24 protein-coding genes are annotated in these 24,263 nt (G+C 56.4%); 4 read left to right on the top strand and 20 right to left on the bottom strand.

Going from position 1 to position 24,263, the window contains the following annotated elements; genetic code table 11:
* Position 1: 1 nt before the first annotated feature.
* From WFL93_RS10710 to WFL93_RS10645, 14 genes are all read right to left on the bottom strand, one after another.
* Positions 2-718, bottom strand: coding sequence for an ABC transporter permease (locus WFL93_RS10710; protein ID WP_049852898.1), 717 nt, complete (start codon positions 716-718; stop codon positions 2-4).
* A complete protein-coding gene (locus WFL93_RS10705) occupies positions 715-1,401 on the bottom strand; it encodes a histidine ABC transporter permease HisQ (protein WP_007889283.1) in 687 nt (228 codons plus the stop codon). Before WFL93_RS10705 ends, WFL93_RS10710 begins: the two co-directional genes overlap by 4 nt.
* A gap of 193 nt (positions 1,402-1,594) precedes the next feature.
* Positions 1,595-2,377 carry a lysine/arginine/ornithine ABC transporter substrate-binding protein ArgT gene (gene argT, locus WFL93_RS10700; protein WP_007889282.1) on the bottom strand — a complete coding sequence of 261 codons (783 nt, stop codon included), beginning with the start codon at positions 2,375-2,377 and terminating at the stop codon, positions 1,595-1,597.
* A 278-nt stretch (positions 2,378-2,655) separates the two neighbouring features.
* Positions 2,656-3,225: a UbiX family flavin prenyltransferase gene (locus WFL93_RS10695; RefSeq protein WP_007889281.1), complete on the bottom strand. Its 570-nt coding sequence runs from the start codon at positions 3,223-3,225 to the stop codon at positions 2,656-2,658.
* 117 nt (positions 3,226-3,342) lie between these two features.
* Positions 3,343-4,860, bottom strand: coding sequence for an amidophosphoribosyltransferase (purF, locus tag WFL93_RS10690; protein WP_007889277.1), 1,518 nt, complete (start codon positions 4,858-4,860; stop codon positions 3,343-3,345).
* A 36-nt stretch (positions 4,861-4,896) separates the two neighbouring features.
* The gene (gene cvpA / locus WFL93_RS10685) at positions 4,897-5,382 is read right to left on the bottom strand and encodes a colicin V production protein (protein WP_007889274.1); all 486 of its coding nucleotides are present in this window, start codon (positions 5,380-5,382) and stop codon (positions 4,897-4,899) included.
* A 250-nt stretch (positions 5,383-5,632) separates the two neighbouring features.
* Complete coding sequence (gene dedD / locus WFL93_RS10680) at positions 5,633-6,382, bottom strand: cell division protein DedD (RefSeq protein ID WP_007889272.1); 750 nt, start codon at positions 6,380-6,382, stop codon at positions 5,633-5,635.
* On the bottom strand, positions 6,372-7,637 hold the full coding sequence (gene folC / locus WFL93_RS10675) for a bifunctional tetrahydrofolate synthase/dihydrofolate synthase (RefSeq protein WP_336778086.1): 1,266 nt from the start codon (positions 7,635-7,637) through the stop codon (positions 6,372-6,374). The genes dedD and folC overlap by 11 nt, the downstream gene beginning before the upstream one ends.
* A 190-nt stretch (positions 7,638-7,827) precedes the next feature.
* On the bottom strand, positions 7,828-8,736 hold the full coding sequence (gene accD / locus WFL93_RS10670) for an acetyl-CoA carboxylase, carboxyltransferase subunit beta (protein ID WP_007889268.1): 909 nt from the start codon (positions 8,734-8,736) through the stop codon (positions 7,828-7,830).
* A gap of 132 nt (positions 8,737-8,868) precedes the next feature.
* Entirely contained in the window at positions 8,869-9,522 is a 654-nt protein-coding gene (locus WFL93_RS10665; protein ID WP_007889266.1) for a DedA family protein, read from the bottom strand.
* A gap of 159 nt (positions 9,523-9,681) precedes the next feature.
* Entirely contained in the window at positions 9,682-10,488 is an 807-nt protein-coding gene (truA, locus tag WFL93_RS10660) for a tRNA pseudouridine(38-40) synthase TruA (protein ID WP_180822215.1), read from the bottom strand.
* Entirely contained in the window at positions 10,488-11,498 is a 1,011-nt protein-coding gene (locus tag WFL93_RS10655; protein WP_007889262.1) for an aspartate-semialdehyde dehydrogenase, read from the bottom strand. Before WFL93_RS10655 ends, truA begins: the two co-directional genes overlap by 1 nt.
* 102 nt (positions 11,499-11,600) lie before the next feature.
* On the bottom strand, positions 11,601-12,725 hold the full coding sequence (gene pdxB, locus WFL93_RS10650; protein ID WP_336778085.1) for a 4-phosphoerythronate dehydrogenase PdxB: 1,125 nt from the start codon (positions 12,723-12,725) through the stop codon (positions 11,601-11,603).
* A 57-nt stretch (positions 12,726-12,782) separates the two neighbouring features.
* Entirely contained in the window at positions 12,783-13,562 is a 780-nt protein-coding gene (locus WFL93_RS10645; RefSeq protein ID WP_336778084.1) for an AraC family transcriptional regulator, read from the bottom strand.
* 94 nt (positions 13,563-13,656) lie between these two features.
* Between WFL93_RS10645 and WFL93_RS10640 the strand changes: the two genes are divergently transcribed.
* Positions 13,657-14,562: a DMT family transporter gene (locus WFL93_RS10640; RefSeq protein ID WP_336778083.1), complete on the top strand. Its 906-nt coding sequence runs from the start codon at positions 13,657-13,659 to the stop codon at positions 14,560-14,562.
* 112 nt (positions 14,563-14,674) lie between these two features.
* Positions 14,675-15,706 carry a flagella biosynthesis regulator Flk gene (flk, locus tag WFL93_RS10635; protein ID WP_336778082.1) on the top strand — a complete coding sequence of 344 codons (1,032 nt, stop codon included), beginning with the start codon at positions 14,675-14,677 and terminating at the stop codon, positions 15,704-15,706.
* On the opposite strand, the gene WFL93_RS10630 is transcribed toward flk, so the two are convergent.
* Positions 15,703-16,146, bottom strand: coding sequence for a rhodanese-like domain-containing protein (locus WFL93_RS10630; protein WP_007889239.1), 444 nt, complete (start codon positions 16,144-16,146; stop codon positions 15,703-15,705). The two genes, flk and WFL93_RS10630, sit on opposite strands and share 4 nt — an antisense overlap.
* An 86-nt stretch (positions 16,147-16,232) precedes the next feature.
* Here WFL93_RS10630 and pdxR point away from each other — a divergent pair, with 86 nt between their 5' ends.
* Positions 16,233-17,669 (top strand): MocR-like pyridoxine biosynthesis transcription factor PdxR, encoded by a 1,437-nt coding sequence (gene pdxR / locus WFL93_RS10625; protein ID WP_336778081.1) that lies wholly within the window; start codon positions 16,233-16,235, stop codon positions 17,667-17,669.
* Here the strand turns inward: pdxR and WFL93_RS10620 are convergent.
* Positions 17,632-18,813, bottom strand: a complete 1,182-nt coding sequence (locus WFL93_RS10620) for an MFS transporter (RefSeq protein ID WP_007889236.1) — start codon at positions 18,811-18,813, stop codon at positions 17,632-17,634. The genes pdxR and WFL93_RS10620 overlap by 38 nt on opposite strands.
* 310 nt (positions 18,814-19,123) lie before the next feature.
* Positions 19,124-20,338, bottom strand: coding sequence for a beta-ketoacyl-ACP synthase I (gene fabB / locus WFL93_RS10615; protein WP_049852910.1), 1,215 nt, complete (start codon positions 20,336-20,338; stop codon positions 19,124-19,126).
* A gap of 155 nt (positions 20,339-20,493) precedes the next feature.
* Here fabB and mnmC point away from each other — a divergent pair, with 155 nt between their 5' ends.
* Positions 20,494-22,506: a bifunctional tRNA (5-methylaminomethyl-2-thiouridine)(34)-methyltransferase MnmD/FAD-dependent 5-carboxymethylaminomethyl-2-thiouridine(34) oxidoreductase MnmC gene (gene mnmC, locus WFL93_RS10610; protein WP_336778080.1), complete on the top strand. Its 2,013-nt coding sequence runs from the start codon at positions 20,494-20,496 to the stop codon at positions 22,504-22,506.
* A 29-nt stretch (positions 22,507-22,535) separates the two neighbouring features.
* Here the strand turns inward: mnmC and WFL93_RS10605 are convergent, their stop codons facing one another.
* From WFL93_RS10605 to WFL93_RS10595, 3 genes are all read right to left on the bottom strand, one after another.
* On the bottom strand, positions 22,536-22,817 hold the full coding sequence (locus tag WFL93_RS10605) for a YfcL family protein (RefSeq protein WP_007889229.1): 282 nt from the start codon (positions 22,815-22,817) through the stop codon (positions 22,536-22,538).
* A 30-nt stretch (positions 22,818-22,847) separates the two neighbouring features.
* Positions 22,848-23,393, bottom strand: a complete 546-nt coding sequence (locus WFL93_RS10600; protein WP_336778079.1) for an elongation factor P hydroxylase — start codon at positions 23,391-23,393, stop codon at positions 22,848-22,850.
* Positions 23,394-23,459: 66 nt separating this feature from the next.
* Positions 23,460-24,257 carry a sulfite exporter TauE/SafE family protein gene (locus WFL93_RS10595; protein ID WP_049852912.1) on the bottom strand — a complete coding sequence of 266 codons (798 nt, stop codon included), beginning with the start codon at positions 24,255-24,257 and terminating at the stop codon, positions 23,460-23,462.
* Positions 24,258-24,263: the final 6 nt, after the last annotated feature.

Genomic DNA, 24,263 nt, shown 5'->3' with positions numbered 1-24,263 from the left:
CTCAGTGCGATGAAGAAGGTTTTACGTGTGCCAGGAAGCGTTGTTCGGCTTTGCGGAACAAGCTAATCAACCCGTAAGAGATTATCAGATACAGCACCGCTGCAATGCCAAACGCGGTAAACGGCTGATAGGTGGCCGAGTTGATATCGCGCGCAATTTTTAACAGATCCGGCACCGTGGCAGTGAACGCCAGCGCAGTGGAGTGCAGCATCAGGATCACTTCATTGCTGTACGCCGGCAGCGCCGTGCGCAGTGCCGAAGGCAGAATGATGCAGCGATAGAGTTTAAACGGGGAGAAGCCATAGGCGCGTGCCGCTTCAATTTCACCGTGCGGCACCGAACGAATCGCGCCAGCAAAAATTTCGGTGGTATAAGCGCAGGTATTGAGCGTAAACGCCAGCAGCGTACAGTTCAGTCCGCTGCGGAAGAAGGCATTCAGCAACTCCGTGCCTTTCACCACTTCCAGCGTGTACATGCCGGAGTAGAACACCAGCAGCTGCACATACAGCGGCGTGCCGCGAAACACGTAAGTGAATAGCCACACCGGCGTTGAGATAAAGCGGTTGGAGGAGACGCGCGCAATCGCCAGCAACACCGCCAAAGAACCGCCGATCACCACAGAAAGGATCAACAACCACAAGGTAATCGCGATGCCGGTAAAACGATAACCATCGGTCCAGAGCAGCTGTTTCCAATACTCCTGAATAATCTCAATCATAGCTCTGCCCTTTTCACACCCACCGTGTAGCGACGTTCAAGCCACCACAGCACGCCGTTCGACAGCGTGGTAAATACCAGATAAATCACGCCTGCCACAATGGCGAAGTAGAACGGCTGCCAGGTACTTTTACCTGCCAGCTGCGTGGCTTTCACCACATCTTCCAGCCCCAGCAGCGACACCAGCGCAGTCGCTTTCAGAATGACCTGCCAGTTGTTGCCGATGCCCGGCAGCGCAAAGCGCATCATTGCCGGGAATAGAATACGCCGGAAGGTCTGAGAGCCAGTAAAACCAAAGGCGGTTGCCGCTTCGATCTGTCCTCGAGGCACGGCGAGAAAGGCACCACGGAAGGTTTCGGTAAAGTAGGCGCCGTAGATAAAGCCAAGCGTAATGATACCGGCGACCATCGGGTCGATATCAAACTGGGCCAGTCCCAGCGCATCGGTGAGGGTATTCAGGGCGATCTGCAGACCGTAGAAGATCAGCAGCATCAATACTAAGTCGGGAACACCACGAATTAAGGTGGTGTAGCCTTCGAACAGCATCGCCAGCGGGCGATTGCGGGAGAGTTTGGCGCCCGCGCCAACCAGGCCGAGCACCACCGCCAGCAGCACCGAGCTGAGTGCCAGCTCCAGCGTTACAAGGGTGCCCTTGAGGATTACTTCGGAATAGCCATACAACATGAGTTCAATCCTGTCGTGAGGGTAAATTACAAACGCTGCCCAACTGACGGACAGTCCTAACCAGGAAATTTGAATCGCAGGATGGGTGGCGGCAAGCGTATGAAGCCGGGCAGTTTACATAAGTAAGCGCCCGGAGTGAATACTTATGACCAACCTTCCTGCAACTCAAAGAACAGGGTCAGGAACAGAATTGTTAGTCGCCGTACACGTTAAAGTCGAAATACTTTTTCGCAATCTTGTCGTAAGTACCGTCTTTACGCATTTCGCCAAAGGCTTTATCGATCGCTGCCTTCAGATCCGCGTCATCTTTACGCAAGCCCATACCGGTACCGACGCCAAAGATTTTATCGTCTTTAACCGCTGGACCAGCAAATGCATATTTTGCGCCGACCGGCTGCTTGAGGAAGCCTTCGCTCGCTTGAACTTCATCCTGGAACGCGGCATCGATACGACCCGCATTCAGGTCCTGATATACCAGGTCCTGGTTAGCGTATGGCGTAACGGTGACGCCTTTCGGCTGCCAGTACTCTTTTGCATAAGTTTCCTGGGTGGTGCCCTGCAGCAGACCGATGTTTTTGCCTTTCAGTGATTCAATGGTTGGCTGCAACGTTGAGCCTTTCGGCGCCACTAAGCGAGCATTTGCCGCGTACAGTTTTTCAGAGAAGTTGATCTCTTCCTGGCGCTTCTCGGTAATAGAGAGAGAAGAGATGATGGCGTCAATTTTCTTCGCCTTCAGCGAAGGGATCAGCGCATCGAAATCACTTTCTACATAAGTACATTTTGTCTTGATACGCTTACAAATTTCGTTGGCCAGATCGATATCAAAGCCAACCAGTTGGCCCTGCGCGTTCTTGGATTCGAATGGCGGATAAGTCGGGTCAGTTCCGATACGCAGCGACTGCGGCACAGCGGCGAAGACACTCGCGCTACTTGCCATTGCCAGCATCAGAGAAAGAGCCAAAACTCGCTTTTTCATAGGTAACCCTCAAGTGAAGTGCTTATTGTTATGTAGTGCGTGATGTGTTGGTTTGCGCAGTAAGATGTGCACGTTTCATGCCAGTTATGCGAATCGGCTAAACGCTGCACAGGCGCACTAAATACCGCGCCGATAAGCGGCGCAAGCACTTAGTTTGTGAGGGAAATATAACAGCGGTGTGAGGAAGAAAAAGCGACATTGTTAACTTTTGGTGCACAAGATGCACGAACAGTGATCGCGCCCCCGAATTTGCACACAGTCAGTGCATCACTGCACCATTATGCGCCGCTCCAGCGAGTGAAAAGGTCTTCCGGCAGTTCGATATCAAACTGATCGAGTACGCGATTGACGGTTTGATCGACCAAATCGCCAATTGATTGGGGACGGTGATAAAACGCCGGTACCGGCGGCATAATCAGCGCACCGAGTTCAGCGGCAGTGGTCATCATGCGCAGATGCCCCAGATGCAGCGGCGTTTCGCGCACGCACAGCACCAGCTTACGCTGCTCTTTCAGCACCACATCCGCGGCGCGCGTCAGCAAGCTATCGCTGTAGCTATGCACAATACCGGAGAGCGTTTTCATCGAGCACGGCGCAATCGCCATGCCGAGGGTTTTGTAGGAGCCGGAGGAGATGCTGGCGGCAATATCGCGCACGTCGTGCACCACATCGGCCATCGCTTGCACCTCACGCAGGCTGAAATCGGTTTCCAGCGCCAGGGTTTGGCGGGCGGCGGGACTGATCACCAAATGGGTTTCCACTTCCGTCAGCGGTTGCAGTACCTGCAACATCCGCACGCCGTAAATTGCGCCGCTGGCGCCGGAAATGCCAATGATCAGTCGTTTCATAATTTAGCCTTGCTGGTTCAGATTGCGGCAATGATAGCGGCTCGCTGAACAAAAATACAAAAACAAACAGGGCGGGATTGCGCCCGCCCTGCTTTTTATTCTGCCACAACGGTGAGCTTAGCCTTCGTTGTGCAGTTCCAGACCTTCAACTTCTGTCTGTCGTGCAATGGCTTTAGAGTCGTCATTACGCAGCGACTGCAGATACTCAAGGTACTGCTGGTCGACATCCTTGGTGACGTAAATGCCGTTGAATACCGAACACTCGAACTGCGCGATATCCGGATTCTCTTCACGCACCGCTTCGATCAGATCGTTCAGGTCCTGGAAAATCAACGCATCGGCTTTAATCAGCTGACGAATCTCTTCCACTTCACGACCGTGCGCGATCAGCTCAGTAGCGCTAGGCATATCAATGCCGTACACGTTCGGGAAACGAATTTCCGGCGCTGCAGAAGCCAGGTAAACCCGCTTCGCACCCGCTTCACGCGCCATCTCGATAATTTGCTCCGAAGTGGTGCCACGGACGATGGAGTCATCCACCAACAGCACGTTTTTATCGCGGAACTCGGCACGGTTGGCATTCAGCTTGCGGCGAACCGCGCTGCGACGCAGCTGCTGGCCCGGCATGATAAAGGTGCGGCCAACATAGCGGTTTTTCACAAATCCCTGACGATAAGGTTTATCGAGGATGCGGGCGATTTCCAGCGCGATATCGGTTGAGGTTTCCGGAATCGGAATCACCACGTCGATATCCAGATCTTCCCACTCGCGGGCAATTTTATCACCCAGCTTGGTGCCCATACGCACACGGGCGCTGTACACCGAGATTTTGTCGAGGAATGAGTCCGGGCGCGCAAAATAGACGTACTCGAACAGGCATGGATTGGTTTTCGGGTTTTCCGCACACTGACGGGTAGAGAGCTGGCCCTGCTCGGTGATGTACACCGCTTCGCCCGGCGCTACGTCACGAATGAACTCGAAGCCCAGCGTGTCGAGCGCAACGCTTTCCGACGCGACCATGTATTCCGTGCGGCCGTCGGCAATGACGCGTTTGCCCAGCACCAGCGGACGAATACCGTTGGGATCGCGGAAAGCGACCATACCGTGGCCGATAATCATAGAAACGACCGCGTAAGCGCCGCGCACCTGCTGATGCACCGCCGCCACCGCAGCAAAAATGTTGTCAGCTTCCAGCGGATAGTGCTGAAAACGGTCCAGCTCCTGCGCAAAAATGTTTAGCAGGATTTCGGAATCTGAGGTGGTATTAACGTGACGGCGGCCCGTTTCGAACAGCTGTTTACGCAGTTCGTGCGCGTTGGTCAGGTTACCGTTATGCGCCAGGGTGATGCCATAAGGGGAGTTCACGTAGAAAGGTTGCGCTTCAGAGGCGCTGGAGCTGCCTGCCGTTGGGTAGCGCACATGACCAATCCCGATGTTGCCCTGTAAACGCTGCATGTGACGCGCTTCGAACACATCGCTTACCAGACCGTTGGCTTTACGCAAACGGAAGCAGTTAATAGCATCGATGGTACAAATGCCGGCGGCATCCTGCCCGCGGTGCTGAAGCACCGTTAACGCGTCATAGATTGACTGGTTTACTGGCATAAAACCGGTGATACCAACAATACCGCACATATTGTCATTTCCTCATTAGCCGCACTCCCGATGGTGTCACCGGGGTAAAAAACTCGACGTGCTTTTCAGGTAATCGAAAAACCACCTGATGATGTAACTGAACTCGGGAATAAGTTGCGACTGTTGCCAGTCGGGGCTTTTGGAAAAGCCGGTGAATGTATCGAGGAAGAACAGCATAGCAGACACGATCAGTACGCCACGCAACGCCCCAAAACAGACCCCCAACACCCTGTCGGTTCCTGACAAGCCGGTTTTTTCAACCAGCGAGCCGATCACATAGTTCACGATGGCACCCACAATCAGAGTGGCAACGAATAACACCGCGATGGCGATGCCGTTGCGAACCAGTTCGTCGTCAAAACCTGTAAACCAGACTGCAAGGTAGGCGTAATAATGACTGGCGACAAAAAACGCACATCCCCAGGTAACGAGAGATAAGGCTTCCCGGACAAACCCACGAATCAGGCTGACCAGAGCCGAAAAACCAACTACCGCAATAATGACGTAATCAATCCAGATCATGAACTCTTCCAGCCCAGTGCTATCGCACCCCTGCATCCAGTTCGGGGCGCATTCTAACAGAAAAAGAAAACGTTTGCGTAGGGTTTTCCGGTTCTGTTTCCGTAAAAAGGGCGATGAAAAAAACTTTCCTCGCCCTGTGTATTACCAGCGATTTAATCCACTGATATTCAATGATTTTATGGCCGCGCTTCGCTACAAAAGTTTTATAAAGCCGCGCCTTTTTCTGCCATCGGCGCGGCTTATCAACGCTTTATCGCGCGCTATACGGTTTCACCACACCACCGAGGCCGGAGATGCTTTGCAGCTCACTCAATGAACCTTGTAGCTTGGCCTTATTCGCATCCGGACCGACATAAATGCGAGTGATTTGCCCCTGCACCGGCGTTGACGGCACGGTAAAGGCGCGATAGCCCGAGAGACGCAGTTGCGCGACAATCTCACTCACTTTCGCCGCGTTCTTCAGGGCACCGAGCTGTACCACAAACGCCTGACCGGCTGGCGCTGCGGGCTCACTTTGCTTCGGCGTTTCTACCGGTTTTGGCTGCTCAACCGGCTTCGGCTGTTCGACTGGCTTCGGCTTCGGTTGCTCAACCGGTTTCGGCTTCGGCTGTTCCACCGGTTTCGGTTTCGGCTGCTCAACCGGTTTTGGCTTCGGCTGTTCCACCGGTTTCGGCTGCACCTGTTGATGCACCGGCGGCGGCGTGACGACGCTGGGCTCGCTGTTCTGCGTCGGCTGTGCGCTCCCGTTGGTGGCGGTTTTACCGCTCTCCGGGTTCTGTGCCGCGCCAGCCCCTTCCGGTGGCTGCGAAGGCAGCGGTTGCGTCACCGGCGGCACCATTTCGCTATCCTGCTGATCGTCCGGTTTTGGCACCAGCGGGATGGCGGCGAACTCCTCTTTATAATGCTTTTTCTGGCCGTCCAGCAGGCCCGGCAAAACGATGACGCCAATCGCCACCAGAATAACCGTGCCGACTAAGCGATTTTGAAACTTACTTGCCACTGCCGTTCTCCGCTGCCATCGATTCCATAACCTGCGCTACGGTGTGGAAAGAACCACACACCAGAATCACATCTTCGGGACGCGCCTGCTGACGCGCTGCCTGCCACGCCGCCTCAACGTTGCGGTAAGCATCGCCGCTTTCCAGATGAGCCAACAGTTCGTCGGCCGAGGCACCTCGCGGCCCTTCGAGCGGCGCGCAGTACCAGCAATCCACCTGAGGTGCCAACGCGGCCAGCGTACCGGCAATATCCTTATCATGCAGCATGCCTACCACCGCATGCACCTGACCACTTAACGGCTCAGCGGCCAGACGTGAAGCCAGATAATAAGCGGCATGAGGATTGTGTGCCACATCCAGAATCACGCGTGGCGCTTCGCTCACCGTTTGGAAACGCCCTGGCAGAATCGCCAGCGGCAGATGCTGACGGATAATCGCTTCGCTGACATTCAAGCCCGATGCACGTAACGCGGTAAGTGCGGTTGCAGCATTGGGTAGAGGTACCTGCGGTAACGGTAAATCGCGCAGTTCACCCTTTGCATCCTGCAACATCCAGCTATTGCCGGTTTGCTGCCATTGCCAGTCGCAATTGCGCTGCAGCAGCAATGCGCCCTTCTCGGCCGCGACATCCGCAATAGTGCCCGGCATATCGTCTTCACCGACTATCGCCGGTTTGCCTGCACGGAACACGCCGGCTTTTTCACGACCGATGCTTTCGCGATCCGGACCCAGCCAATCGGTGTGATCCAGCGCGATGCTGGTGATCACCGAAACATCGGCATCGACAATGTTGGTGGCATCAAGACGTCCGCCAAGGCCAACTTCGAGAATCACCACATCGAGATTCGCCGCGCGGAACAGATTGAAAGCCGACAACGTGCCGAACTCAAAATAAGTGAGAGAAATGTCACCGCGCCCGGCTTCAATCGCGGCAAAACTGGCGCTGTGCTGCGCTTCATCCAGTTCTGCGCCCTGCACACGTACACGTTCGGTGTAACGCACCAGATGCGGCGAGCTGTAGACGCCGACGCGATAACCGGCAGCGATTAGCAGCGTTTCCAGGGTGCGACAGGTGGTGCCTTTGCCGTTAGTACCGGCAACGGTGAAGACAAACGGAGCAGGTTTGAGCAGGTCGAGGCGTTCAGCAACGCGTTGAATACGATCCAGACCGAGTTCAATGGCCTGCGAGTGCAGATGCTCAAGATAATGAAGCCACGTGGCCAAAGGCGACGTGGCTTGAGGAAGAGAATTATCCATGTGTCCCGTTCTTAATTAATACACATCATCCTTCAAGCTGCAGCGGCGTTGGCTGCGTTCATCCACCCCGGTCACTTACTGATGTAAGCTCCCGGGGATGTATTCACTTGCCGCCTTGCTGCAGCTCGAATGATTTCGTGTAGACGGTGCATTGGAGGAAAGAAACATCGCTGCACCTTTCCGTTGCCTGTCAGGCTTCGTTGCTCTCCGGCTCAGCCACATCAGGCTGATTACCATCCTGCAGCGGCGCTGGCAGGTTCATCATTTTCGCCAGCAGGCTTGCCAGCTTAAAGCGCATTTCCGGACGACGGATGATCATGTCGATCGCGCCTTTCTCAATCAGGAACTCACTGCGCTGGAAGCCCGGCGGCAGTTTTTCGCGCACGGTCTGCTCGATAACGCGTGGACCGGCAAAGCCAATCAGCGCTTTCGGTTCCGCCACGTTGAGATCGCCCAGCATCGCGAAGCTGGCAGAAACGCCGCCCATCGTTGGGTCGGTCAGCACGGAGATGTACGGCAAGCCGCGCTCCTGCATTTTCGCCAGTGCAGCACTGGTTTTTGCCATCTGCATCAGCGACTGCAGTGCTTCCTGCATACGTGCACCGCCTGACGCAGAGAAGCAGATTAGTGGGCAGTTGTCTTCCAACGCCTGCTCAACGCCACGCACAAAGCGCGCACCAACCACAGAGCCCATTGATCCGCCCATAAAGGAGAACTCAAACGCGACCGCGACAATCGGCATACCGTGCAGCGTGCCTTTCATCGCCACCAGCGCATCTTTCTCGCCAGTGTCTTTTTGCGCGGCAACCAAACGGTCTTTGTACTTCTTGGAATCGCGGAACTTCAGCAGATCCTTCGGTTCCAGCTCGCTACCCAGCTCAACCAGCGAACCTTCATCCAGCATGCTATGCAGACGCTCACGGGCGTGCATGCGCATGTGATGGTCGCACTTCGGGCAGACCTCGAGGTTACGCTCCAGCTCGGCGCGGTACAGCACCTGTCCACAGCTATCGCACTTGGTCCACACCCCTTCCGGGATGCTGGCTTTGCGCGTTGGCGTGGCAGTGCTTTTATTCAGTATGCGTTCAATCCAGCTCATTGATGACCTTTCTATTTAATGCTGACCTGGTCCAGTCTTCTCATTGCTGCTGAAATCACCTTCAGCAGGCCGTAAATGTCGCTCATTAAACCACAACCCGTTCACGCTGTGGATAAAAATCTGGTAACGAGCTTACTGTGACTTCTGCTGACGGCGATGACGCCACACTTCAATTACGCCTGGCAGTATTGAAACCACGATGATGCCGACAATCAGTAGCTTCAGGTTCTCCTGCACAATCGGCAAGTCGCCAAACAGGTAACCGGCGTAAGAGAAGAGCAGTACCCACAGCAGTGCACCCGTTACGTTATAGAGCGCGAAGTGGCGATAAGACATATGTCCCATCCCCGCCACAAAGGGGGCAAAGGTTCGCACGATTGGTACAAAGCGCGCAAGTATAATGGTTTTGCCGCCGTGGCGATCGTAGAACGCATGGGTTTTATCGAGGTAACTGCGACGGAAAATTTTCGAGTTCGGGTTACTGAACAGCTTCTCACCAAACAGACGCCCAATAGTGTAGTTCACCGCATCACCGAGGATGGCGGCGATCACTAGCAGCGTTACCATCAGATGCACGTTGAGATCGTTACCCGGCAAGGCCGCCAGTGCACCTGCCACGAACAGCAGCGAATCGCCGGGCAGGAATGGCGTGACCACCAAACCGGTTTCACAGAACAGAATCAGGAACAGAATGGCGTAAATCCACACGCCGTACTGCGCCACCAGCTCGGCCAAATGCACATCAATATGCAGAATAAAATCGACCAAAAAGTGGATAAACTCCATATAACGACAACTCCCCGATACCCGTCAGACTTCAAGCCGCAGCTTCGTTAGCTGCGGGCGCTCACCTCGATCACTTACTGGAGTAAGCGCCCGAGGATTCACCCACTTGCCGCCTTGCTGCCGCTCGAATTATTTAGGGTATACATCCTAGATTAATGGTTAATCCGCGAGGAACAACGGTCCCAACGCAGGCTGAGGTAATGCAAAGTGGGATGGATAATCCACCGCCACCAGATAAAGTCCCTCGGCTTTGGCCGTCGCCGCCGCCAGCTTACGATCTTTGGCTGCCAGCAAGGTCGCCATCCACTCTTCCGGCTGATTGCCCGTGCCGATTTCCATCAGGCTGCCCACAATATTGCGTACCATATGGTGCACAAACGCATTGGCTTTGATGTCGACCACCACGTACGGTCCATGACGCGAAACGTTGAGATGCATCACGTTGCGCCACGGGGTGCGTGACTGGCACTGCACCGCACGGAACGAGGTGAAATCGTTCTCACCAATCAGCGCCTGGCCAGCGCGCTGCATCTTTTCCACATCCAGCGGGTGGTAATAATGGGTGATGCCATTACCTAAAATCGCCGGACGCAGCCGATGGTTATAAATCACGTAGCGATAGCGACGCGCGGTAGCGCTAAAGCGCGCATGGAAATCGTCCGGCACCGCTTTCACCCAACGTACCGCGATGTCATCGGGCAGATTGGCGTTAACACCGAGCGTCCAGGCCGCATCAGCGCGCGGCGAGGTGGTTTCGAAATGCACCACCTGCCCGGTACCGTGCACACCCGCATCGGTGCGGCCGGCGCAGAACACCACTACCGGATGATCCGCCACCTTCGACAGCGCCTTTTCAAGCTTTTCCTGCACGCTGCGCACTTCATTTTGTCGCTGCCAGCCGTAGTAACGGCTGCCATCGTACTCAATACCCAACGCCAGCTTAAGCGTCTTACCTTCAGGCAACATTAATAGAAATACTCCTGCACCAGCTTCTCGGCCGTTTTCACCGCCATCAGTGCGCCGCCAAAGCGGATGTTGTCTGCTACAGACCAGAACTGCAGCAACTCCGGAATGCCGTAATCATTGCGTACGCAGCCAATGCTCAGCACGTCGCTGCCAGATGCATCGCCCACTTGCGTTGGATAATCGCTCTCTTCACTCAGGTTGATATCACCAGAGCGGCCGAGTTCATCGCGCGCTTCTTCTGCCGACAGCGGACGCAGATTCTCCACATGCACAATCTGCGCATTGCCGTAGAACACCGGTGCCTGCACGCTGCTGACCGCAATCGGCAAACCTTCGTCCTGCAGCACCTTACGCACCTGCTCAACCACGCGACGCTCACTCTCCACGCTGCCGTTGTTGTCAGCCAGCAGCGGCAGAATGTTGAACGCCAGTTGGCGACCAAAATAGTGCTGCTCGGCAGGCACGCCGTTCAGCAAGCGCGCACTTTCACCGGCCAGACCATCAACCGCCGCTTTACCGTGGCTGGAAGCGGCAATCAGGTTGGTCACCTGCAAACGGCTCAGACCAGCCAGATCCACCAGCGGTTTAATGGAGCACAGCAGCTGGCTCACCAGGCTGTCGGCCACGGTAATGATGTTACGGTTGCGATAATCCGCCAGCACCTGTGGGTTCACATCTGGCACCACCAGCGGCACATCCGGTTCAAGCGCAAACAGATCGCTGCTATCAATCACCAGACAACCCTGGCTCGCTGCTTCTTCGGCATAGCGTGCCGAAGCTTCACGTCCGGCGGTGAAAAACGCCAGCTGCACCTGCGTCCAGTCAAACTCGGCCGCATCCTGCACCAGCACGGTACGCCCCTCAAAACGTTTGTTCTCACCGGCACCGTTTTCACTCGCCAGTAAATACAACTCACCAACCGGGAACTGGCGTTCCGCCAGCAGTTCCAGTACAGCGTTCCCTACTGCGCCTGTTGCGCCCAGTAGCGCGATATTCCAGCCGTCAGACATGTTGGTTTACTCCAGACAATGACACAAAAACAGAAGGCGATGAAAACATCGCCCGAGATTTAGGAATTATCCCCCGCATTTTTGCAGGTGATTGAAATATCTTTACAAACTGGCGCGAAAGCCCAGTTGATTGAGCATCGCCGCCGTTTCGGCATCATCGCAATTCACCTGCAGCGATGACCACTCGCGACGCTCTTCATACTGCTTGCGCAGGCGATCAAACTCGCCCGGCTTTGCTGCCACTTTGCGCAGTGGCGCATCGTCGCGGCGCACATCATACACCAGATGCACTAAGCGTTTTAGCGTTGGCTGATCGAGCTTACCGCGCAGGGTAATCGCGCCAAATTCGGGCGCAGGCAGCAGACTCTCAAGTGCAACTTGCTGCGGCTGACCGATAAAGTCGCACCAGGTTTCAAACACCTGCGTGGTACCGCGCGCTTTACCTTCCAGCGTGTAACCGGCGATATGTGCAGTGGCGATATCGACTTTATCCAGCAGGTCGAGCGACAAGTCCGGCTCCGGCTCCCACACATCCAGCACCACGCTAAGATCGTGACGCATCTTCAACACTTCCAACAGCGCGGCGTTATCTACCACCGGACCGCGACAGGCGTTGATTAAAATAGTGTTGGGTTTAAGCGCCATCAGCAGTGCCGCATCGGCCAGATGCCAGCTCTTATACGGGCCATCTTTAAACAGTGGCGTGTGGAAGGTCAGGATATCGGCCTGCGCCACCAGCTCATCGAGAGAATGGAAGGTTTCCTCATCGCCGCGATCGGCGCGCGGAGGATCGCATAGCAAGGTTTTCACACCCCACGCCGCAAGACGCTTTTGCAGACGACCACCCACATTACCCACGCCAACAATGCCCACCGTACGATCGCGCAGTTCGAAGCCATCGCGCTCCGCCAGCAGCAGCAGCGAGGAGAAAACATATTCCACCACTGCAATGGCGTTACACCCTGGCGCAGCAGAGAAGCTGATACCTGCCGCCGCCAGCGACGCCTCATCAATATGATCGGTTCCCGCGGTCGCGGTGCCGACAAACTTCACCGGCGTGCCGGCCAGCAGCGCCGCGTTCACTTTGGTAACCGAACGTACCATCAATCCGCTGGCATCCTGCAGCTCCGCTTCCGGCAACGGACGTCCCGGCACCGCTAACACATCGCCGGTGCGGCTGAACAGTTCACGGGCATAAGGCATATTTTCATCGACGAGAATTTTCACTGCGGCGGTCCTGTCTGGTTGAAATCAACGGGGCATATTTTGGCATAAAGCCGAGGATTAACCTAACCGACTGCGATAGCGATCGGGCGTGGTTCCGGCCTGCTGCTGGAACATCACAATCAGCGCCGAAGCCGAGCTGTAACCCAGCTCATGGGCGATGCCCTGCACGCTGCAGCCCTGCTCAAGCAGCGCAATCGCGCGCAGAAAGCGTAAACGCTGCCGCCACTCGCTGAACGACATATTCAGCTGCTGCTGACAGCGTCGCGCTAGCGTACGCTCGGTGGTAAACACGCGCTTCGCCCATTGTGCCAGCGTGGTGTTATCGCCGGGATGGGCTTCCAGCGCCCGCAAAATTGGCGCAAGAAATTTGTCATCCGTCATCGGTAAATAGCTGTTATGCACCGGCGCCTGCCGCAGGCGATCAATCAACACCTCGCACAAACGCCAGTCGGCCTGCGTTTGCGGCTGCGCCAATTCACGACGGGCAAAATCATTCATGATGGCGTGCGCGATGGCATCGACATGCAACAAGCAGGCTTTTTCCGGCAGGCCTGCGCAGAGATCGGCGGCAAGATTGAAGGTGCGAAAACGCGCATCGTTGTGGTTATAGCTGCTGTGGCGATGACCCGCCGGGATCCAGATCGGGATATCTGCGGGCGTCAGCAGACGTTCCCCCTCCACTTCCATCTCCAGCACATGGCTAGTGACGAAAATTACCTGCCCCCAATCGTGCGCGTGCGCTAGGTATTCGGTCTTCGCGTTGACTTCGTCGTAACGCATAAAGTAGCGCAGTAAAGGCGCATCAATCGGCGGCTGGTATTCAACTTGAAGATTCATTCTGTCCGGTCACTAACGAATATTGTCCGATTTTAACTATCTACTTTAAACCGGTCAAACGTAAACTATTCGCGATTATTTGAGGAGCTGTATCATGAATTTACTGTTTCCGCTGATCGCGGTGCTGATCTGGTCGATCAACACTATCGTCAGCAAACTCTCGGCAGGAAGTATCGATCCTGCGGCGATCTCCTTCTATCGCTGGTTATTGGCGCTGGTGGTGCTGGCACCGTTTTGCCTGCCGGGCGTATGGCGCCATCGTCAGACGATCAAAGCCAACGGCTGGCGCTTGCTGATCCTCGGGCTGCTCGGCATGGTGCTGTATCAAAGTCTCGCCTATTATGCGGCACACAGCGTGTCGGCGGTGATGATGGGGATTCTCGGCGCGACCATTCCGCTGTTGACCATTCTGCTTAGCCTGGTGGTGCTGCGCCTCGCGCCAACCCGCGGTATTTTGATTGGCGGCCTGCTGTCGTTCGCCGGTTTAGTGTGGCTGGTGAGCGAAGGCAATCCGGCGCAGCTGCTCAATCAGCGTCTCGGCAATGGCGAACTGATGATGCTGGCGGCATCAACCTCCTACGCCTTGTACGGCGTGCTGACCAAGCGCTGGGCCATTCCGCTGCCGACCTGGCAAAGCCTGTACGTGCAGATTTTCTTCGGCGTGCTGCTGCTGCTGCCCGGTTTCCTGCGCGCGCCGGACGTGACGCTTAATATGCATAATGTGCCGCTGGTGCTGTATGCCGGACTGTTTGCGTCGATTATTGCGCCGTTCCTGTGGATTCTGGGCGTGCAACGTCTGGGTGCCAGCACCACCAGCATTTTTATGAATTTCGTACCGGTGTTTACGGCGATTATTGCGGTGATGTTCCTGCATGAGCAGCTGCATGCCTATCACTGGATTGGTGGTGGCATGACGTTAGTGGGCGTAATTCTGGCGCAACGTCTGAAAACCCCGTTACGCAAGCCGCGCAACGCCACCCTTCCCGACCCCGCCGCCTGATTTTATTATCCGGAAAGGCCGCAGCCCCCGTGGATTTCCTGGGGGCTTTTGCTATCATGTGGCCTCTTTTTTCCGGCGCACCCGGATCTGACCCGTTTTCAAGGATTCCGCCATGCAACCTCTCAGCGGTCCCGGTGTGCCCGCGGGCGATCGTTCCCCTTTATCTCAAGCAACTGGCCCGACACGTCCGGGTGGTCCAGCCGGTGAACAGCCCTTGACTCCTGCCCAGCGCACCACGCTGGAGCGCCTGATTGTGCGCATCATGTCGCTGAGCACGCTTAAAGCGCCAGAGTTGTGGGCCGGTGTCCGCCACGAAGTCGGCGTAAAGAGTGAAGCCGAGCTGCAATCACGCCACTTCCCGGCGGCGGAACAGCATCTCAATGGTCGCTTAACCCAGGTGCAAAATAGCCTCGCCACGCGCCAGTTATTGCAGCAGCTGCTGGAAAAACTGCCGCAGGGCAACAATCGTCAGGCGGTAAGCGACTTTATTCGTCAGCAGTTTAACCAAACGGTATTGAGTGCGCTGTCGCAGGATCAGCTGCGTCAGGTGCTGACCATGCTGCAAAATGGCCAGATGGCGATTCCGCAGCCGCAGCAAACGCGCGTTTCCGACCGCAGCCTGCTTCCGGCAGAGCAGCAATCGCTGAATCAGCAGGTGACACGCCTTGCGGCTACCACCGGCGAATCACCGGTGAAGCTGCTGGCCGATACGCTGAAGCTGGTGAATCTGAAAAGTGGCGATCCAATCCCTTCACGCCACTTCCCGCTGCTCACGCAGTATTTGCAGGTACGTCAAACGCTGGCGCAGCATAGCGCGCCGACCTTGCAGATGCTGGAAACCTCATTGAAGCAGCCGCTTACCCATGATGAACAGCGACTGCTGGAGGATTACAGCCAGCAGCGTTTCCAGGCGCTGCCGAATACCGTGTTAACGCCGGCGCAGACGCAGGATTTGCTGAATCTGCTGTTTAGCCGCCGCGCTGAAAAACTGCATGAACAGCCGCTGGCGGATAATGAAATTCGCCCGCAGCCCATTTGGTCGCCGTTTATTCAGATGCTGCCGCAGCCGCTGGCTCAGCGCCCTGCCCTGACGTTGATTGTTGCGATTTTCGTGTTCATCTTCCTGTTGTGGCTGTTTATCTAGCAGCCGCAGTTGGCAGCGGGCGTGGCGTGCGGCCATTCGCCCGCTGCCGCACCCCACGCCAGCGGATGACCATCGCGCTTCCAGAAATCCAGCCCACCAATTAACTCTTTCACCTGAAAACCCAGCGATGCCAGCTTAAGTGCGGCTTTGGTTGAGCCGTTACAGCCAATGCCGTCGCAATAGGTGACATACACTTTGCTGCGATCGAGATGCGCCGTGGATTGCGCATTCATGGTGCGATGCGGAAACGATATCGCGCCACAAAGGTGTCCCGCCTGATAAACCTCGCTGGAGCGCGCGTCGATCACCACAATCGCTGTGATACCCTGCGCCAGATCTTCCGCCAAATCCCACGCATCGGTGTAGTACGCCAGTTTATGTTGCAAATAGGCCACGCTTTCATTCGCGCTGGCTGGCGCAACGTTCAATACCGCTGACATCGCATTCTCCTGTTGTGATTTTCCCTCAGTTTACGGCAAAGTGGTCTGCATCCTGATACCACTTTTAGCGATGCGATAAGACCGCGATGAACACGTCATTTTTGGCCCTGTTTAGCCATCAGCCACAAGGTGGTTTACGTCAGCGCTTGTGCAATACCTTGCGCCAGGCGATTGCCAGCGGACATCTGCGACACGCGCAGAGACTGCCTTCCAGCCGCCAGCTGGCGCACGATTTATCGCTGTCGCGCGTGACGGTGGAAGCCGCTTACGCGCAGCTGGAAAGCGAAGGCTATCTGCAGCGCCACGGCGGGCGCGGCACGTTTGTCTCCATTAAGATGGCGCCGCCCGCAGTGAAAGCACCTATCGACCGCTCACCGCACTTTTCCCAGCGCGGCCAGCAGGTGCTGGCAACCGGTGGCTGTCAGGATCCGCCCTTTCCACATGCGTTTGCCGCGGGTTCGCCAGAGTTACGCGCCTTCCCGCACGCGCAGTGGCGTCGCATCAGCAATCAGGTGCAGCGTTCGCTGGGCAGCAAAGTGATGGGCTATGGCGATCCGCTCGGGCTGCCATCGCTGCGGCGGGCGGTGGCCGACTATCTGGCACTTTCACGCGGCGTACGCTGCTCGGCAGAACAGGTGGTGATGCTCACCAGTTCACAGCAGGCGCTGCAGTTACTGGCGCTGATGTTCCTCGATGCAGGCGATGAAGTGTGGCTGGAGGAGCCGGGTTATCCCGGCGCACGCAACGCGTTTCTCGCCGCCGGGGCGAACTGTCGCGCTATGCCGCTGGATGCAGAAGGTGCCGTTCCCCTCAACGGCAGCGCGAAGTTGGTGTATCTGACGCCCGCGCACCACTATCCAACCGGCACGCCAATGAGCCTGGCGCGCCGGTTACAGTGGCTGGCGTGGGCGCAGCAGCATGATAGCTGGTTGATTGAGGATGATTACGACAGCGAATTTCACTATGAGGATCGCCCAGCCCCGGCGTTGCAAGGATTAGAAGCGGATGGTCGGGTGATTTGCCTCGGCACCTTTTCCAAAACGCTGTTCCCCTCGCTGCGGCTGGCGTGGATGGTCGTGCCACCGCAGTTGGTTGAGGCGCTGGGCCGCGCGCGCAGCGTGATGGATGGCCACAGCGCACTGCTGCCACAGGCGATCACCGCAGAGTTTCTGCAACAAGGCCATTTTGCCAGCCATCTGCGCCTGATGCGCCAGCTGTATCGCAGTCGACGTGACTGCTTGCTCGAACAAATCGAAACGCGTCTGCAAACCTGGCTACAACCACTACCGGCGGCGGGAGGCTTACAGTTGACGGTGCAGCTAATCCAGGGGGATGAAGCGCACTTAACCGCACAGGCTAAAGAGACGGGATTGTTGCTGCCGCGTCTGTCACCGCTTTATGCCAATGATGCAAGGCAATCAGGTTGGCTGCTGGGGTTTGCGGCGCTGACGCCCGGAGAAATTGTCAGCGCCTGCGATAAATTGGTTACGCTGTTGTCGCTCCACGCGCAAACGTCCAGGTAACCAAAATTCCCAGCGCGGCGCAGCAGGCGCCGGCAACATACACCGAACCGTAGCCCAGCGCCGTCGCCAGTAAACCGGTTAAGGGGCCGCTGGCACCGTAAGCGATATCCTGAAAAGCGGAGAAGCCACCGAGCGCAGTACCGCGAATCTGCGGTGATACGCGCTTAATCACTTCGACGCCCAGCGCGGGGAAGATCAGCGAGCAACCGCAGCCGGTCAACGCCGCGCCAATCAGCGCCATCCAGCCGGAACTAGCAAACGCCAGCAGCAGTAAGCCGGCAGTTTCTACCAGCAATGACACCATCGCCACTTTTACGCCACCGTGCCGATCCGGCAAGCCGCCAAAGAACACGCGCACCAATACAAATGCGCAGCCAAAGGCGGTGAGTGCGAAACCGGCATTGCCCCAGTTTTCCGCCGCAAAATAGAGTGAAGTGAAAGTACCGATGACGGCAAAACCGGTGCCCTGCAGCGCCAGCGCCAGTCCCGGCTGGAAGATGGTTTTTACCACGCTGAACAGCGAGGGGCGCTCGCCGCCAACAACCGGCACCTTGCGAATCCAGCAATTGATCGCCAGTGACAACAATGGCAACAGCAGCGCAACCGCACCGAGTGCGGCAAAACCGCCATGCTGATTAATCAGCAAGCCCAGCGGAGCGCCAGCCGCCAGCGATCCGTAAATCGCCATGCCGTTCCACGACATCACCAGGCCAGAACGTTTACTGCCCACCAGCCCCATCCCCCAGGTGAGGTTTCCGGTCAGCAGTAAGCTTTCACCAAATCCCAACATCAGGCGCCCCAGCGCCAGCAAACCAAATTTCGCCCAGGGTGAAACCGGCAACAGCGCGGCAGCCAGATAAGCCACGCCCACCAATGCAATGGCAATCATGCCGTGCTGCGTAGTCAGCTTCGCGCCGTGTTGATCGGCACGACGGCCGGCAAAGCTACGCGTCAACAGCGTGGCAAAGAACTGAATACCCACTGCTACACCGACCATCAGATTGCTCATGCCGAGTTCCTGATGGACATACAGCGGGATCACCGGCAGCGCCAGGCCGGCGGTCAGATAAGTCAGAAACACCGCAAAGGAGGTGCAGGCTAAGGGCAAAACGGATTGCGCCTGCGCGTCAGCAGTCGTGGTCATGATCGGTCGAACTCCTTGTAATAACCAGACTCACGCTTGCTGCCATAACAGAAACGGGATATTTGGTTCACATTTAGCAGGAAGTGATAATTTTGTTTCGGATGGAAAGAGAGTGTAGGCAAGCAGGAGGTGAGTTGTCAAAAACAACAAGGGCCGGATTAGCCGGCCCTTAGGTATATTCTGGAAGATAACCCTAAATAATTCGAGTTGTGGGAAGCCGGCAAGTATGTAAATCCCCAGAAGCTTACTGAAGTAAGTGACTGGGGTGAGCATACGCAGCCAACGCACCCACGGCTCGAAGTATGACGGGTTATAGTTTGCGCATAGTCAGCGTGGCGTTGGTGCCGCCAAAACCGAAGCTGTTCGACATCACGGTAGTCAACGCTTTTTCGGTCGGCTTGGTCACGATGTTCAGACCTTTACCGGCTTCATCCAGCTCTTCAATGTTAATGCTTGGCGCGATAAAACCGTGCTCCAGCATCAGCAAGGTGTAGATCGCTTCCTGCACGCCCGCCGCACCCAGAGAGTGACCGGTCATGGCTTTGGTGGCAGAGATGGACGGTGAGTTGTCGCCGAACACTTCGCGAATTGCACCCAGCTCTTTCACATCACCCACTGGCGTTGAGGTGCCGTGCGTGTTGAGGTAATCAATTGGGGTATCCAGGCCTTGCATTGCCATTTTCATGCAGCGCACGGCGCCTTCGCCTGAAGGAGCAACCATATCTGCGCCATCTGAAGTGGCGCCGTAGCCCACGATTTCAGCGTAGATGTGTGCACCACGTGCCAGAGCGTGTTCCAGCTCTTCCACTACCACCATACCGCCGCCGCCTGCGATGACGAAACCGTCGCGGTTGGCATCGTAAGTGCGTGACGCTTTTTCAGGTGATTCGTTGTATTTGGTCGACAGCGCGCCCATCGCATCGAACTCACAAGCCATTTCCCAGCTCAGCTCTTCGCCGCCGCCAGCAAATACGATGTCCTGTTTGCCCAGCTGAATCTGCTCAACGGCGTTACCGATGCAGTGTGCAGAAGTCGCACAAGCTGAACTGATTGAGTAGTTAACGCCGTGGATTTTAAACGGGGTTGCCAGGCAAGCCGAAACGCCTGAACCCATCGCTTTGGTTACCACATAAGGACCCACCGCTTTCAGGCCGCGTGGGCTACGCATCGCGTCCGCACCAAACACCTGATAACGCGGAGAACCGCCGCCAGAGCCGGCAATCAGGCCAACGCGTGGATTTTGCTGATACTGTTCGTCAGTCAGGCCAGAATCTTTGATAGCTTCAGCCATAGACAGGTAAGCGTAGATCGAAGCATCACTCATAAAACGCACGATTTTGCGATCGATGAGCCCGTTGGTATCCAGTTTGACGTTGCCCCATACGTGGCTGCGCATACCGGCATCTCTCATCTCTTCAGAGAAAGTAATACCCGAACGGCCTTCACGCAGAGAAGCCAGCACTTCTTGCTGGTTATTACCAATGCTGGAAACAATACCCAGGCCAGTAATCACTGCACGTTTCATTCAATAGTCCTCGTTCCACTCTTTTGGATTGACGTGCACTCTAGCGTACAGTTGTAAGCCGAACAAGTCCGATCAGCCATTTCATTTTGTAAATTTGCGTCATGTGACGTCTGTCGCTAAACTCGCGCCACTGCCTGAAATATGAGCCTTTCCCCGTGAAAATAACCCCGGTTGAACATGCCCAAATAAACTGGAATGAACAGGGTACACCTGTGTCTCGAGTGTTTGGTGACGTCTATTTCTCCAACGATAATGGACTGGAGGAAACGCGCTATGTGTTCCTCGATGGCAACCAGATTCCGCAACGTTTTGCCGATCATGCGCGCGATTTATTTATTGTTGCCGAGAGCGGTTTTGGGACTGGTCTGAACTTTCTCACCCTGTGGCAAGCCTTCGATCGCTTCCGCGCCGCGCATCCTAATGCCCCGCTAAAGCGCCTGCACTTTATCAGCTGTGAAAAATTCCCGCTGACGCACGCGGATTTGGTCGCCGCCCACGCGCATTGGCCAGAGCTGCAGCCGTGGGCAGCACAGCTGCAACAGCAGTGGCCACAGGCGTTACCGGGCTGTCAGCGCCTGCTGTTTAACGGCGGCGAAGTGACGCTTGATCTCTGGTTTGGTGATATTAACGCGCTAATTCACACCTTTGATGACAGTCTGAATCGTCAGGTGGATGCCTGGTTCCTTGATGGCTTCGCACCGGCGAAAAATCCAGAGATGTGGACACCCGAGCTGTTCGCCGCGATGGCACGCCTGGCGCGTCCGGGCGGCACGCTGGCAACCTTTACCGCGTCTGGCTTTGTACGCCGCGGCTTGCAGGACGCGGGTTTCAGCATGCAGAAACGCAAAGGATTCGGCCACAAGCGTGAAATGCTAATCGGCTCACTGCAGCACGCGGTTGCATTGCCCCACAGCCAGCCGTGGTACGCGCGACAGCAAGCAGCCAGCCAGGATGTGGCGTTGATTGGCGGCGGCGTCGCCAGCGCGGTGCTGGCATTGGCGTTGCTGCGTCGTGGTTGGCGCGTCACCTTATATTGCGCTGATGGTGCGCCAGCATTGGGCGCATCCGGCAATCGTCAGGGCGCACTCTATCCGCTGCTGAATCAGCACGATCCGGCGCTGGCCACCTTTTTCCCGGCCGCCTTTGGTTTCGCCCGTCGTCTTTACGATCGCCTGCCGGTGATGTTTGAACATGACTGGAGCGGCGTGCTGCAGCTCGGCTGGGATGCAAAAAGCGCCGAGAAAATCGCGCAGATGCTCAGTATGGATCTGCCGCACGAAATCGCCTGCGGCGTTAATAAAGAAGAAGCGGAGCAGCTGGCGGGCGTCGAACTCGGTTTCGGCGGCATTTTCTATCCGCAAGGTGGCTGGCTTTCACCTTCGCAGCTGACCAGCAATCTGCTGGAACATGCGCAATCGCTGGGGTTACGCCTTAACTGGCAGCATCGTCTTACTCAGTTAACACCTGATGGAGAGCGCTGGACGTTGCACTTTAGCCAGCAGCCGCCGGTGCAGCATCAGCAGGTGGTGCTGGCGAATGGACATGCGCTGCTGGAGATTGAGCAGAGTAAAGCGCTGCCGGTCTATGCTGTAGCGGGTCAGGTGAGTCACGTGCCCACGAATCCATCGCTCGGCGAACTGCGCACCGTGCTGTGTTATGACGGCTATCTCACGCCGGTCAGCCCCACTTTCGCTACCCATTGCATGGGTGCCAGCTATCACCGTGGCGATACCGCGACTGATTTTCGCGCCGACGACCAGCAAGAAAATCGTCAGCGGCTAATCAACTGCCTACCAGAAAGCGCATGGCCTCAGCAGGTAGATGTCAGTGACCATCAGGCGCGCTGCGGCGTGCGTTGCGCCACGCGCGATCATCTGCCGATGAGCGGCAGCGCGCCGGATTACGACACCACTTTGGCGCAGTATGCGGATCTTCCGGAGCAGCGAGCGCAAGGTGCAACCGTGGCCGAGGCGCCAGTGCATGCAGGGTTATTTGTGCTGGGGGCGTTGGGATCGCGCGGCTTGTGCAGCGCTCCTTTAGCAGCCGAAGTACTTGCGGCACAGATGAGCGGTGAACCGCAGCCGCTGGATGCAGCGACGCTGGCGGCCATGCATCCAAATCGCTACTGGGTACGTAAACTGCTGAAGGGCAAAAAGGCGGGTCGATAATCTGCGGGGCGAGCGATCGCCCCGAGAGGTTAAGCGCTCTGGCGCGCCTGCAGGAACAGATTGTCCCACATGCCAGTGACTAAGGCCTGGTCGCGTGGCGACAACTCACCAGCAGCAATGGCTTTTTGCAGGCTGTTGGTGACGTGAGTTTGCAGCGCTTCCGGCGTGTGTTCACCACTCAGCTCAATCTCCGCCACTGCCAGGGTCAGATGACCACGCAGATAGCCGCCAGCAAACAGCTCATCATCGCTGGCGTGATCGACCATGTCATCAATCAGGGCCAGAATGCGGGTCTCAAATTCTACGATCATCTCTTCCTCTCTTCTTATATCCTTTGCGGATTATAGATCTTCCGGCCAAGGGAATTGTGCCGCCGTCAGTGCCGGCGTGCCGTAATACTGGATTAACGCCTCGATAAAACGTGCCGGTCGCGGCGGAATGCCCTGCTCCAGATAAGTCATCACCTGTGCATGAACCTTGCGCTGAAACGCTATGCGATCTGGCTCACAATCGCCTTCGAGATTGTCACAACTTACATTGAAGGGAAAGCCCACCGCAACGCAGAACAACCACTCCAGCGCCTGCGGTTTAACTTCCACCGCTTCAAACTGGCTCTGCGTTTGCGCATTGCGGCCGTCCGGGCAGTACCAATAGCCAAAATCCACCAGTTTGCGGCGTGCTTCACCGGCAATGCACCAGTGGGAAATTTCGTGCAACCCGCTGGCATAGTAGCCGTGCGCGAATACCACGCGATTCCACGGTGAGGTTTCATCCGCTGGAAGATAAATAGGTTCGTCGTCGCCTTTAATTAGACGGGTCTGAAAATCGTCAACAAAGCAGCCATCAAAGATGGCAATCAGCTGATCGTAATGGTGTGTTGTACTCATAATTTTTAATCTTTAAAAAAACCGGCGCCATTGTCGCATTGGCAGCCGGTCTTGACGAGTATTGGATTACAGCGTTGCCAGCCAGGCCATCACTTCGCTGCCGTGGCTATCCCACAATAATTTGGCGCTCATCACCGCAGAAACCGTCACCACCATCGGGCGGATCAGCTTCTGGCCGCGGCTCAGCACCAGCCTGGCGCCGAGGCGCGCGCCGATAAAGGCCCCAAGCAGCATAATCGCGCCGGTGCCCCACACTACTTTTCCGCCGAACATAAAGAACAGCAAACTGCCAAAATTCGAAGTGAAATTTAGGATTTTGGCGTGGGCGGTGGCTTTGGCCAGATTAAAGCCGCACAGCGTGACGAAGGCCAGCGCGTAAAAGGAACCTGCGCCTGGACCAAAGAAGCCGTCGTAGAAACCGACGCAGCCGCCGCCGACCAGCGCATAGGGCAAACCCTGCAGGCGACGTTCGCGATCCGCTTCTCCCAAACGTGGCATCAGCAGGAACCACAAACCAATGCAGATCAGCAGCAGTGGCAAGATTTGGCGCAGCACATCCGCTTGCAAATGCTGAATCAGAACGGTGCCAGCTATCGCGCCGAGAAAGGTCATGACGATATTCAGCCACTGCTCGTTGAGCTTCACCGCACCGCGACGGATGAAATAGAGGCTGGCGGAGAAGGATCCGCCGACCGACTGCAGTTTATTGGTGGCTAGCGCCTGCGCGGGAGAAAGCCCGGCTGCCAGCAACGACGGCACGGTGAGCAAACCACCGCCACCGGCGATGGAGTCAATAAATGCCGCCAGCATCGCCACAAAAAACAGCACGCCGATAATCAGCGGGCTGACAACAAACCAATCCATTTTATT

Source organism: Pantoea sp. USHLN256 (assembly GCF_037149875.1).
In the GTDB taxonomy this organism is placed as follows: Bacteria; Pseudomonadota; Gammaproteobacteria; order Enterobacterales; family Enterobacteriaceae; genus Pantoea; species Pantoea nemavictus.
This window is presented reverse-complemented; position numbering and strand designations above follow the sequence as displayed.